Below are 12,870 nucleotides of genomic sequence, written 5' to 3'. Positions count from 1 at the left end.
GTTTCGGGGTTTTTTGTTTCTATAAGGAAGCTAGGATTTTTTCAACGTTTTACAAACCCGCACCACCGTTTCATCCAACGGCCTATAAGTAAATCCAAGCGCATTTTGGATTTTTTCTCCGTTGTAAACAAACTTTGTTCGGGCGGTTTTGGCAGTTTCTTTGGTGATGAGGGGCTTGCTTCCCGTCAACCATGAACGAAGTGCCTCTACCCGCCAAATAATTTCTGTCAAAAAGGGTGATACAAGCTTTGAAGGTGGCCGTTTTCCAAAGCCTTCGGCTATTTTAGTAAATAATTCGCGGTAAGTTGTGCTACCTGCACTTAGTACAAATCGCTCATTTTTAACTTCCGACACCAACAGCTTTACCGTCGCTTCTGCCACGTCTAGTACGTCAACATAATTGATTAGCCCTTCGGTATAAAACTTATTCTCATCGAAAGCATACTTAAACAATTGTGTGCTGCTCCGCGTCCAGTCGCCTTCGCCAAGCACCATGCTTGGGTTGACCACTACCGCCGAAAGTCCCTCCGCCACGCCACGCCAAACTTCCAACTCTGCCAGATATTTACTTTTTCCGTAATTCGAATTCAGGGGCGATTCTTCCCATTTTTGGTTTTCATCAATCACCGTCGGTTTCGACGCGTCAATCATGCGCGGGTCGGGTCGTCCAAGCGCCGCTACCGAACTCACAAAGGCCATTTTTTTGACACCTACTTCTAAGGCTAAATTAACGACATTGGCCGTTCCCTGCACGTTGATTTCGTACATTAGTTTTTGATCTTTGGGAATAAAGGAAACAATAGCCGCCGTATGAATCACGTAGGTAACGCCTTCAAATGCCTTTTCCAACGCCAAAACATCCAATACATCCCCCTCGGCCCATTCCACCTTCGCCTCCACGCCGTTCAACAACTGCATGTCGCTTCCGCTACGACGTAAGCCACGGACACGGTGCCCATTTACCAATAAATAGTTTACAATGGCACTACCTAAAAGGCCGTTTGCGCCAGTGACTAAAATGAGTGGTTCAGTTAATTTGTCCAAAAACGTAGAATTTTAAGTAAATTTCTTTTGTACAAAGGTAACGACAATGCTTCGATTGCTAAAAAAAACTATCAGGTGTTGGCTATGGACTCTTAACTATTAAGTAACTTTCCGCCCCATTTGAAAAAATCGAGTCACTATTGGTTGTAGCGCTGGAAGGTGAAGGACATGGTTGCGTACTCTCTCACTTTTCCTTCTGGGGCTCTAACTCATAAAAAAACATTGAAAATGAACTTATTTGCATCTCTGAAGGAGACATTGACTGAGGGTATCGTAAATCAGATTGCGGTACAGAACAACGAAAAACCAGAGAAAATCCAAAAAGCACTTGATGCTTTTGCCGCTTCGATTGTGGGAGGGCTTATCAAGCGAGCCTCCAACGAATCGGGGATGAAACTTATTTTTAATCAGGCAAAAAACACGCCATTTTCCCCCGAACAACTGCCCAGAATTTTAAAAACGCCCACAGAACTAGACGAGTTCAAGGCCGCTGGCGAAAAAATCCTCAACACGGTACTTCCTGGCTTCAAAAGCCCTGTTTGTAGCATGGTGACGAAATACTCTGGGACAAAAAATTCGCTTGCGTCGTCGTTGAGTGGCATTTCGATGTCAATCATCATCTCAGTGTTGAAAAAAATAGTCGCTGAAAAACAATTTGATGCCGAGTCGTTGGCGGCCTATTTGGGAGAACAACGCGAAAGTCTCCTTACTATCGTACCTGACCTCAACGACCGCATCATCGAAACCGTGGGAATTCAGTACCTCTTACAGAGTTTTGAAGTACCTCGTGCCGAACAATCGACGACCATCACCAAAAGTTCTGAGCCTATTCCAGCTAAGCAACCATTTTTGGTCGGCGTCGATGTAGAAGATTCGGGTTTGGGACGAATTAATTTCAAATGGGTGGGGCTTGGTCTATTGGTCGTTGCGGTTCTTGGGGCTGGTATTTACTTCTGGACTCAGCGCGACACCTCAACGGTTGACACAGAAGTAGATGCTGATACGCTTGCCGAAGCCCGTACGATTCAAGAACCAATTACTGCTAACAAAACGGCCGACACTACTGCTCCTGCTACTCCAACGACTCCCGCCGCAACCCCGACCGAGAGTCCAATGGCTACCTATTTGGCAGATGCTACCGCAGCCAAAGGGAAAGCATTTAAGTTTGATAACGTCGATTTTGAAGACAATACGGTTCAATTGAAAGCAGCAGCTTCTCAGCCTGTACAGGCATTGGCCGACTTGTTGAAAAAATACCCAACCGCTCAAATCAAACTCGTAGCCTACGCCAACGATGCCAAGCCGCCATTGACCAACAAGGTGCTATCGGTAAAACGGGTGTATGCGCTGAAAGATCAATTTATAAAATCAGGCATTAGCTTCGTACGAGTGGACGCCGAAGGACGAGGCACGGGTATTAATCCTAAAGATACCACAGGCCGCAAACAAGTACCTATGCGTGAAGTTTGGGTGAAGTTTGTGCAGAAGTAGTCGATAAGTCCATAGTCCATGGTCGATAGAGAGGATTGACCATTGACTGCGGACTGTGGACCAAAAAATAAAGCTGTCAGGTTTGAAACTCTGACAGCTTTATTTTTTGCCATTATGTCAGATAATAGAGCAGTGGAATACATTTTTTAGGTAATCAACGCAGAAAACCAAAAACTGTAAAAACCGTAAAACAGAATTATGGAAGCAAACGTACAGGCCGAAAAAGGGCAATTGTCGATTCATACCGACAATATTTTTCCAATTATCAAAAAATTCCTCTATTCAGACCACGAAATTTTCTTGCGTGAGTTGGTTTCAAACGCCGTCGATGCCACTCAAAAAATCAAGAAATTAGCCGATTTTGGTGAGTTTAATGGCGAACTTGGTGAATTAAAAGTATCAGTAAAACTCGACGAAGAGGCCAAAACAATTACCATCAGCGATCGTGGTATCGGGATGACAGCCGAAGAAATCAAAAAATATATCAACCAAATCGCCTTCTCGGGCGCGGCTGAGTTTGTTGAAAAATACAAAGAAAAAGAAGATACCCGTGGCAATATCATTGGTAACTTTGGATTAGGTTTCTACTCGGCGTTTATGGTAGCCAAAGAGGTGGAAATCATTACCAAATCGTTTAAAGATGGCTCCGAAGGCGCTCGTTGGGTATGCGACGGAAGCACCGAATTTAGCATTGAACCCGCCGAAAAAACCGACCGTGGTACAGACATTATCCTCCACATTGCCGAAGATTCGGAAGAGTTTTTGAGCAAATACCGCCTCACCGAAATTCTTGAAAAATACGGCAAGTTTTTGCCTATTGAGATTGAATTCGACGAAAAAATCATCAATAACCCCACTCCTATTTGGGTAAAAGCGCCTTCTGAGCTCAAGGACGAAGATTATTTGGCGTTCTACAAAGAACTTCACCCAATGGGCGAAGACCCGCTGTTCTGGATTCACCTTAATGTCGATTATCCGTTCAATTTGACGGGGGTTTTGTATTTCCCCAAACTAAAAAACGACTTCTCGGCACGCAAAGAGAAAATCCAATTGTACAGCCGTCAGGTATTTATTACGGACGAAGTCAAAGACGTAGTACCTGATTTCTTAACGCTTCTTCACGGGGTTATCGACTCTCCTGACATTCCGCTCAACGTGTCGCGTAGCTACCTTCAGGCCGACGGCAACGTCAAGAAAATCAGTGGATACATCACGCGCAAAGTAGCCGACAAGCTTTCTGAAATTTTCCGCAACGACCGCGAAGGATTTGAGAAAAAGTTTGATGACATTGGCCTATTTGTCAAGTACGGTATCATTTCCGACGAAAAATTTGGCGAGAAAGCCAAAGAATTCTGCTTGGTTAAAAACACCCAAGGCAAACACTTTACGTTTGAGGAATACACCGCCCAAGTCAAAGAAAATCAAACCGATAAGAATGACACGGTGGTATGGTTGTACGCCAGCGACTTACAAAAGCAAGACGCTTACATCCAATCGGCTACCAAACGCGGCTACGATGTACTCGTGTTTGATAGTGTGATTGACCCGCACTTTATCAATGGCATCGAGTACAAGCTGGAAAAAACAAACATCAAGCGGGTAGATGCCGATACGCTCGACAAGCTTATTGAAAAAGAAATCAAGTTGGAGAGCGTATTGTCGAAAGACGACGAGGAAAAAGCGAAGAATTTGTTTGAGCAAACCCTCGGTGGCGCTCCTAAACTAACCATCAGCGTGGAACCCATGCCTACCGACGAGTTGCCAGTGGTTATTACCATTCCAGAATTTATCCGTCGTATGAACGACATGGCGGCTACCTCTGGTCAGAAATCAATGTTTGGCGATATGCCTCAGATGTTGAACGTGGCCATCAATGCCAACCACCCCGTGACGCAGAAAATCCTGAATGCAGACGAGAACGAACAAAAGCAATTGGTTCGTCATGCGTATAACTTGGCGTTGCTTTCGCAAGGAATGCTGACAGGTAGCGAGTTGACGGCTTTTGTTCAACAGGCAGTGTCACGTTTATAATTGAAAGCTGTACGAAGCTTTGCAGTTAACCACATAGTTTAGATAGTTTTTGCACATAGTAAACATATAAAACCGCCAATGCTGCTGGATTTTATGTTTACTATGTGTTTATTCTTATGTATTCTATGTGTTTAAAATCGGCATACTTTTATAACTCCAACACTGCGGAGTACAAGTCGATTCCTTTGGCCCAGTAGTCGATTTGGCGGTTTAGAAGTTTAAATCCAAGTTTTTCGTAAAAACCAAACGAATGTTGCGACGTTTCAACCAAAATAGTTTTAGCAACTCCCGATTGGCGAATTTGATCAATTCGGTACAAAGCCAATTCTTTTCCAACCCCCGTACCTTGAAAATCGGGGTGCACAAATGCCCATGAAAGTCCTCCTTGCTGGTCAAACGAACGCACCCAATAGCCACCACCACCCACAATTCTCCTATCCACAACGGCTACGACATAGTCATCTCCAAAAATATCCAAATACTCCAGAAAGTCGCCCAATTCTTTGGGGTCAAAGTATTTAGGAGTATTCATCATAAAAATTTCTTCCAGTGAGGTGCGGTCACTGAGTTCGTAGGGGCGTAATGTAATTTCCATACTCGTATTATTTAATTCAAAAAGGTGGGCAAAAAAAATGCCAAAACTATTATTCAATCTCAATAACCACTCCTTTGGTAAGTGGATGAGCAACACACGTCAAAATATACCCTTGGTTTAACTCCGATTTGGTAAGGCCATCTTCTTCGTCCAGTTGCACTTTTCCCGACGTACATTTTCCCATGCAAGCTGTACACATCCCCGCCTGACACGAATAGGGCAAGTCAATATCGAGTTCGAGGGCAGCTTCCAAAATCGTTTGGTGCGGTTCTACATTAAAGGTATATTCTTCGCCTTCATACAAGACTTTGACTTCTTGCGTCTTTAGGCTTCCGTCGTCCTCAGCCTCATGGACTACATGGGTGGTGGCCGTGGCAAAGCTCTCCCGATGGATTTTTTCTTCGGCTACGCCCCACGTCAATAACGTCTCTTTGGTCATTTCCATCAATCCATCTGGCCCACACAAGAAATACTCAGCCGATGCGTTTTTCAACCCTCCTATTCCTTCGAATATCTCTAAAATAGTTGATTTATTCAAACGGCCTCGCACACCAACCCACGCGTCGGAAGGCTGAGTTAAGGCATAATAAAGCACAAAGCGATTGCCATATATACGGCTCAACTCGTCGAGTTGTTGTTTAAAAATAATACTTTCTTCTTTCCGATTGCCGTACAAGAGCACTACCCGACTCTCCGCCTCTACTTTTAACACCGATTTGGCAATAGAAATCAAAGGAGTAACACCGCTCCCAGCGCCAATCAACACAACAGTGCGGGCATTGCGCGCATCGGGCAATACTTGAAAATGCCCCATGGGTTCGAGCACTTCCAAAAAATCTCCTTCTTTGACGTTGTCCAAAAGCCAATTGGAAACCAAACCTCCTGGAACACGTTTGACGGTGACGGCGGGTGCAGTATCGGTATGGGGCGAGCTACTCATTGAGTACGAGCGACGCACTTTTTCGCCATTGATGGTCAACAATATTGTCAAAAATTGTCCCGCTTGGTATTTAATCATTTCGCTCAACGGATGCCAAAAAGCAATCGTAGCCGCATCGGGGGTTTCTTTGATAACTTCTTTAACTTTAAGATGAAAATGCTTCATAGTTCTACTTTATACATCGTAGGTTTAACCCTCAAAATTACGATTTGTTTTACCATAACCACAGGATTTACGGAGAAACCTACGGTCGTCACCCTAAGTTCGGAAACTTTTAGCCATTGATTTTGGTTGAAGAATCAAGTAATTTGCCTTCAAAAACTATCGAAAGTTAATAAAGACATGGTCACAGTAAGCGATAAAGCAAAAGATAAAATCCTTGAATTACGTCGTGAAGAAGGGCGTCCTGAAGACAGCCACATTCGTGTAGGAGTGGTTGGCGGAGGCTGTTCTGGGCTGATGTATAATTTGGAATTTGATTCAACCAAACAACCCACCGACATGGAGTTCCAAGACAAAGGAATTCGGATTGTGGTTGATAAAAAGAGCATCCTTTACTTAGCTGGGACAATCCTCGATTTTTCGGATGGTCTCAATGGCAAAGGGTTTCAGTTTGTCAATCCAAACGCCAGCCGTACTTGCGGATGCGGCGAGAGTTTTGCGGTTTAACCAACTCCAAGTCACCCACAAAAAAGGCGTCAGATACAAATTCTGACGCCTTTTTTATGTTATTAGCTATCTTTGCGCCCTCTTACCTTTTACGTCATGGCCTTTACTTTCTGGAATTTTTGGAGCAACAAACTTTTCAACTGGTTAGCAATCTTTACCAATAGCCCTCATTGGAAAACCAAGCTTGCTGTCTTTACGGTTTTGTACATCTTGTTTACCTCTTTCCCTGATTATCAGGCACTGGTAAAAATGGACACAGGAGGACAACGCCTTGCGGCTCGGTTTGAAGTGATTGATTGGATTGGCACCCATCCATTTCAGAACCTACCCGAGCATTTGTTTACGGGAAAAGTACTCAGCGAAGGCGACCAGTCTCACTTCAAAAAACGGGTTTTTCGCCCGCTCATTCCCGTTGCCCTTCACACAGTAGGGCTAAAGGCAAAGCACTATGTTGGTATCCAATTTGTCGTCGGGATTTTGTTCGTTGTGTTATTAATTCGATTCCTTTCTAAGCACCTAAGCTCCACCGCAAGTGTCGTGGCTACGTTTATGTTTGCCAATTTATTCGTCACCAAGTGGACTTTCTTTGATTTTTTCTACCACGACCCGCTTGCCTATCTCCTCCTCTTAGTCATCCTTAATTTCCGAAATCCATTGTTGATTATCCTTGGTATTGCCCTTGGTGGATTTGTCGATGAACGCGCCGTCATTGGCAGTAGTGCGGCGGTTTTGTGGTGGTTTTGGCAAGAAAGCAATGCCCAAAAAGTCGCCCTCAGCAACGTATTTTCTATCAAACGCTACCGCGCTACTTGGGCGTCGGTGGTTGGTATCCTGCTATTTATTGTTTTGAGACTTTACGTTATGTCGTCTTTGGGAATGCGAACCGATAAATCAATGCTGGGCTTCGACGCAAATCAGTACAATTCGTTTCCAATGGGCCTGACCGTAACCTACGAATGTGCTTGGTTTCTTCTTTTTGGTGTGGTTGTGGGTATGGTGGCAAAAAAAGATTGGCTGTACCTACTGATGTTTATGTTTAGCGCAGTGGGTGTGATAGCTGCGGGCAGCTTGGTCTTAGATTTTTCCAGAAGTTATGCCTACGGTTTTGTACTCTTGTTATTTGCGATTGTCTATCTTTCCAAAACCGAGACACTTCCTCATTTTCAAAACGGGCTTACCTTTTGCGCCATTGGTTGCTTTTTGTTTCCGACCTATTATCAAATAAGCTCTTCCTTGTTTTGGATGCCCCACATTTTCCCAAAAATAAAGGTCTTACTTGCTTTCTATCACCTCATTTAAGAGGGCTGTTTAACTAACTTCCAAAAAGGTTGGTTTCGATAAACTCATTCCGAAATTTGCCTTCGGGGTCGTGTTTTTCCATTATTTTTTTAAAATCAGCCAGTTTTTCAATGCGCGATTGAAGTACTGCAGGTTTTAGGGTAAAAATTTTACCCCAATGAGGACGAGGCGCAAAGGGTGCCAACGCCTCTTCGATTTCGGGCAAAAGCGCCATTACCGCCTCCACTTCTTGTTTCCACGTAAAATGGAAAGCTACGCACGTTTTTTTGTAGAATGGGCTCATTGGTAATTCATCCGCTGCAATCGCCCTTACTTCGGTAATAAACAAATGAGGGGCTACTTTTTCGTTTAATTTTTCAATCGCCATAAAACCTTCATACGCGTGCTCAAAAGCGACAAAATACTCCGACTGCAACTCTTTTCCGCTGCTGGGCGTAAAACCCATTTTGAAGTGAGGCATACGCTCGTACCAAGGGCCTTCTACCCCCATCTGATCTGTACAGTTAACGGGATCTAAGGCTTCAATGGGGTGCAGATTTTTGGTAGCTAATTTTGCCCCAAAATACTCAGGAGCGACTTCTTTCATGTCCTCGGCCTTACTTTTAACCCATACCTCGCTTACGTTTTTATTGCGCCAATCGGTAAACAAACTCACGCTATACCCACCCGACATGATGGCTTCAAAATTTTTCTCCAAGGCCGACATGGGCAAGTTTTGATACACCACTTGTTTCATTTTGAAAGTAGGCTGAACATCAAGCGTAATTTTGGTCGCAATACCCAATGCCCCTAAATTGACTACTGCTGCTCCAAATTCTTCTCCGCTACTTTCGCGCGTTAATGTTACCAATTCTCCTTTTCCGTTTACAAACTCAATAGCAGATACGGCCGTCGCCAAACTTCCGTTTTTGATACCCGAGCCGTGCGTAGAAGTAGCACACGCCCCCGCCACCGAAATATGCGGCAAAGAGGCTAAGTTATGAAGAGCAAAACCGTTATCATCCAAATACTTACACATTTCTCCGTACTTAATTCCAGCCTCTACTGTTACCGTATTTTTGTCTTTGTCCAAACCAATGATTTTGTTAAAAGCCTCGGTCGAGATTTGGTTTTCTTTGCTGTCGGCAATGGTATTAAAACAGTGTTTCGTACCCAGTGCTCGCACTTTTTTACACTTTTTAATCGCTTCTTGCAGCTCTTCCACGTTTTTTGGAATGTGTAGATTACCCGTACTATACGTCAAATTTCCCGCCCAATTGGTACGCGGATCTGCTTTTTTACACGACATCAAATTAGAAAGCATGCTACCTGTTAAAAGAATAGATGAGGTTTTGAGAAATGTTCGTTTGTCCATTCGAGTGATAGGTTTAGTCTTCCTTATTTCAGTTCTTCAATAAAAATATCTTTAAAATAAACCAGCGCCCTTCCTCCCCCGTGAATTTGAAGGCCAATGAGACCCGACTGCGGAATATTGGTATCAGGCTCGGTATAATCCACGGTCGTTACTCCGTTGATTTTAAGAACGATATGACGTTTATCCGCTCTAATTTCGTAATCGTTCCAGTCGTTAGGCTTGAGCAATTTGGCAACTTCCTCGGCGGGTTTTCCCGCCAACGTTTTATTCCGCCGCGATTCATCGTACAGGCTTCCCCAATATTTATCACCCAAATCAGCTTGGTATCCTTCCATTTCATACGACGGATTGGTGAGTCGTTTACTCCGAAACTGCACCCCCGAATTGATGAATCCTTCGGTGCCCACTAGTTTAAATTTGGCTTTTAGGACAAAGTCGGAATAACTCCGTTTTGTACATAAAAAATCGTTGTTTGGCACCTTTGTTTGCAAAGAACCACCCACCAACGCCCCCTGCTCAATTCGCCACGTTTTTAGGGTATCGCCTTCCCAGCCTTTAAAACTTTTTCCGTCAAAAATCCGCTCTGGTTTACGGTGTATATCTCCCGAAAAAGCGGCCAATGTCACAGTTGCCGCCGCCGACAAAATCAATAAGTAGTTCATTGGTTATGAATGGTTAAGCCTATATGTCGCGTATATACTTGAAATAAAGTCGCGTTTGTTTATTTCTACTTTTAGGCTAACCCACAGATCTCCATGCTCCAAACCAAAATTTCATTATTTCATAACATGCCTATGCCCCTCCTAGCACCTGCCTACTGCGCAGGTTTTGCCTTGTTTTTAGTTTAAAACTTGGTCGAAAAGTACCAAACCGTGAAACATTTAACATTTTTTACGTGGAACAGTTTGGGTTATTGGGAATAAAGACGGATATTTGAAGGCGGTAAACCTAATAACAATGGGAAAAATCATAGCAATAGCCAACCAAAAAGGTGGAGTTGGCAAAACCACCACAGCCATCAACTTGGCAGCGAGTTTGGCTGTATTAGATTTCAAGACGCTGATTGTAGATGCCGACCCACAGGCCAACTCTACGTCAGGTTTGGGCTTCAACCCCAAAGAGATTGAGTACAGTATCTATGAGTGTATGGTAGAGGGAGTCATACCACAACAAGCCATTGTGGAAACCAACTTTGAAAACCTATACTTGTTGCCTTCGCACATCGACCTCGTAGGGGCTGAAATTGAGATGATTAATCTCAAAAGTCGGGAAGAAAAAATGAAAGAGGCCCTATGGCCCATCAAAGAAGAGTACGACTTTATCATCATCGACTGTTCGCCTTCGTTGGGTTTGATTACCATCAACAGCCTTACGGCGGCTGATTCGGTGATTGTACCAGTACAATGCGAGTACTTTGCCCTTGAAGGTTTAGGCAAACTCCTGAATACCATCAAAATCATTCAGACGCGTTTGAATACAAGTTTGACGATTGAAGGCATTTTGTTGACCATGTATGATATGCGGGTACGTCTATCCAATCAGGTAGTAAATGAAGTTACTGCTCACTTTAAGCACATGGTTTTCAACACCATCATTCCACGCAATATCCGTTTGAGTGAGTCGCCAAGTTACGGTGTGCCTACCATTGCGCAGGATTCGGACAGTAAAGGCGCGATTAGTTACCTAAACCTTGCTCGTGAGGTTTTGAACAAAAACGGCTTGCTAGAGCAAGACGAACCCACCAGCCGTAGAGCGCTGTAATTGACACCAATTTGAATACACAGTAGATTTTCCAAAAATCTATCTAAAAACATACAATTCTAGCACATGGAAAATGTCGGAAAAGCTGCTCCCAAAAAAATGACAGGACTTGGTCGTGGTTTGGGTGCTTTACTCCAAGACAGCGACAACGTCAATCGTTCTTCAAGCCCGTTGCCTCACGAAGGTGTGAGCATGATGAACGAAGTTTCGGTCGAACACATTGAAACAAACCCCTATCAACCTCGTACCCGATTCGATGAAGAAGCGCTCAATGAATTGGCGGAATCAATTCGTATTCAGGGAATTATTCAACCGATTACGGTACGACAAATCGGGAAAGATCGCTATCAATTGATTTCGGGAGAACGGCGTTTACAAGCATCCAAACTTGCTGGACTTACCCACATCCCAACTTACGTTCGTACGGCCAATGACCAACAAATGTTGGAAATGGCATTGATTGAAAACATTCAGCGCGAAAACCTAAACGCCATCGAAATTGCCCTCAGTTATCAGCGCCTGATTTCGGATTGTGGACTTAAACAAGAAGAACTCGGAGAACGCGTAGGTAAAAATCGTACGACGGTCAACAACTACATTCGTTTGCTCAAACTTCCCCCGTTGATTCAAGCTGCCTTACGCGATGACCAAATCACGATGGGGCACGCACGGGCTATTATCAACATCGAAAACCCTGAGACACAACTCAAAATATTCCGTAAAACGATTGAAGAAGCTTGGTCTGTCCGAAAAGTAGAGGAAGCCGTTCAGGCACTTAAACTCGACCCCGACGATACCAACAAAGACCGCAAGCCGACGCTGTTGAAACAAGAACTGCGCTCCTTGCAATTTAAACTTTCATCGTTTTTTGGTTCAAAGGTTTCTATCAAAACCGATGACAAACAAAAAGGTGAAATTAAAATTCCATTTACCTCCCAAGAAGAGTTGGATCGTATTTTAAACGTTTTAAAGTTTGAGCCTTGAGAACACTAGGGATTTTTTTCAGTTTGTGGCTATGGTCGGGAGTAATGGTGGTGAAGGCGCAACAAACAGCAACAGACTCCCTGCAAAAGCGTCTATCAAAGGCAGTGTCCTCCTTGGCCGCTGATTCGACGGTACTGGATTCGCTCAAAAATAAAAAAGTGAGCAAAAGCAGCCTCGCAAAAAGTTCATTGAACGACGCTGCTTTAAAGAAACATAGTCCGCGCAAAGCCGCCTACTATTCATTGATGTTTCCTGGGCTAGGGCAAGCATACAATCGCCAATATTGGAAAATGCCTTTCGTATATGGAGGCTTAGGAGCCGTTGCTTATTTTATACGGTTTTACCACGTGCGTTACCAAGATTTTTTGTGGCCGTATTACTTTAGCTATGATCTAACCACGGGTAAGCAGCTGCGAACGGAAGCAGAGGTGTTTTTGCGAAGCCAAAACCAAACACGTACCCTCACCCTTGACCAAATTACGAAGGGGAAAGATTTTTACCGCCGCTATCGGGACCTCAATTTTTTGTTGGTAGTAGGTGTTTGGGCGCTGGCCGCCGTGGAAGCCAACGTGTCGGCTCACCTCAAAACGTTTGATATGTCGGAAGATTTGTCTTTTCGATTTGAGCCTGATACTTACAACAACTCTTTTACAGGCCAAGTATATGGGGTAAAAGTTGTCGTTCCTATCAAATAAATTACGA

The 12,870-nt window shown here is 43.9% G+C and carries 12 protein-coding genes; 7 read left to right on the top strand and 5 right to left on the bottom strand.

Going from position 1 to position 12,870, the window contains the following annotated elements; translation table 11 throughout:
• Window positions 1-30: 30 nt before the first annotated feature.
• Complete coding sequence (locus tag DTQ70_RS04790) at window positions 31-1,044, bottom strand: NAD-dependent epimerase/dehydratase family protein (RefSeq protein ID WP_122929756.1); 1,014 nt, start codon at window positions 1,042-1,044, stop codon at window positions 31-33.
• 228 nt (window positions 1,045-1,272) lie between these two features.
• On the opposite strand from DTQ70_RS04790, the gene DTQ70_RS04785 reads away from it, so the two are divergent.
• Together DTQ70_RS04785 and htpG are read left to right on the top strand one after the other, a co-directional pair.
• The gene (locus DTQ70_RS04785; RefSeq protein ID WP_164489872.1) at window positions 1,273-2,535 is read left to right on the top strand and encodes a DUF937 domain-containing protein; all 1,263 of its coding nucleotides are present in this window, start codon (window positions 1,273-1,275) and stop codon (window positions 2,533-2,535) included.
• 198 nt (window positions 2,536-2,733) lie between these two features.
• On the top strand, window positions 2,734-4,566 hold the full coding sequence (gene htpG, locus DTQ70_RS04780) for a molecular chaperone HtpG (protein WP_122929754.1): 1,833 nt from the start codon (window positions 2,734-2,736) through the stop codon (window positions 4,564-4,566).
• Window positions 4,567-4,714: 148 nt separating this feature from the next.
• On the opposite strand, the gene DTQ70_RS04775 is transcribed toward htpG, so the two are convergent.
• The gene (locus DTQ70_RS04775; protein ID WP_164489871.1) at window positions 4,715-5,161 is read right to left on the bottom strand and encodes a GNAT family N-acetyltransferase; all 447 of its coding nucleotides are present in this window, start codon (window positions 5,159-5,161) and stop codon (window positions 4,715-4,717) included.
• A gap of 49 nt (window positions 5,162-5,210) precedes the next feature.
• Window positions 5,211-6,266, bottom strand: coding sequence for a ferredoxin--NADP reductase (locus tag DTQ70_RS04770; protein WP_122929752.1), 1,056 nt, complete (start codon window positions 6,264-6,266; stop codon window positions 5,211-5,213).
• Between the two features lie 177 nt (window positions 6,267-6,443).
• Here DTQ70_RS04770 and DTQ70_RS04765 point away from each other — a divergent pair, with 177 nt between their 5' ends.
• Window positions 6,444-6,770, top strand: a complete 327-nt coding sequence (locus DTQ70_RS04765; RefSeq protein ID WP_028522226.1) for an iron-sulfur cluster assembly accessory protein — start codon at window positions 6,444-6,446, stop codon at window positions 6,768-6,770.
• 96 nt (window positions 6,771-6,866) lie between these two features.
• Window positions 6,867-8,069, top strand: a complete 1,203-nt coding sequence (locus tag DTQ70_RS04760; protein ID WP_122929751.1) for a hypothetical protein — start codon at window positions 6,867-6,869, stop codon at window positions 8,067-8,069.
• Between the two features lie 13 nt (window positions 8,070-8,082).
• Here DTQ70_RS04760 and DTQ70_RS04755 read toward each other — a convergent pair whose 3' ends face one another.
• Together DTQ70_RS04755 and DTQ70_RS04750 are read right to left on the bottom strand one after the other, a co-directional pair.
• On the bottom strand, window positions 8,083-9,423 hold the full coding sequence (locus DTQ70_RS04755; protein ID WP_122929750.1) for an FAD-binding protein: 1,341 nt from the start codon (window positions 9,421-9,423) through the stop codon (window positions 8,083-8,085).
• Window positions 9,424-9,446: 23 nt separating this feature from the next.
• Window positions 9,447-10,085, bottom strand: coding sequence for a DUF1080 domain-containing protein (locus DTQ70_RS04750; RefSeq protein ID WP_122929749.1), 639 nt, complete (start codon window positions 10,083-10,085; stop codon window positions 9,447-9,449).
• A 295-nt stretch (window positions 10,086-10,380) separates the two neighbouring features.
• On the opposite strand from DTQ70_RS04750, the gene DTQ70_RS04745 reads away from it, so the two are divergent.
• The 3 genes from DTQ70_RS04745 to DTQ70_RS04735 all read left to right on the top strand — a co-directional run bounded on the left by DTQ70_RS04745 (window position 10,381) and on the right by DTQ70_RS04735 (window position 12,863).
• On the top strand, window positions 10,381-11,184 hold the full coding sequence (locus DTQ70_RS04745; RefSeq protein WP_028522222.1) for a ParA family protein: 804 nt from the start codon (window positions 10,381-10,383) through the stop codon (window positions 11,182-11,184).
• Window positions 11,185-11,250: 66 nt separating this feature from the next.
• Window positions 11,251-12,168, top strand: a complete 918-nt coding sequence (locus DTQ70_RS04740) for a ParB/RepB/Spo0J family partition protein (RefSeq protein WP_122929748.1) — start codon at window positions 11,251-11,253, stop codon at window positions 12,166-12,168.
• On the top strand, window positions 12,165-12,863 hold the full coding sequence (locus tag DTQ70_RS04735) for a DUF5683 domain-containing protein (protein WP_164489870.1): 699 nt from the start codon (window positions 12,165-12,167) through the stop codon (window positions 12,861-12,863). The genes DTQ70_RS04740 and DTQ70_RS04735 overlap by 4 nt, the downstream gene beginning before the upstream one ends.
• The last annotated feature ends 7 nt before the right edge of the window (window positions 12,864-12,870 follow it).

Origin of the sequence: Runella sp. SP2 (genome assembly GCF_003711225.1) — a bacterium.
Lineage (GTDB): Bacteria > Bacteroidota > Bacteroidia > Cytophagales > Spirosomataceae > Runella.
Note: the sequence above shows the minus strand (reverse complement) of the source record. Positions and strands in the feature narration are given on the sequence as shown.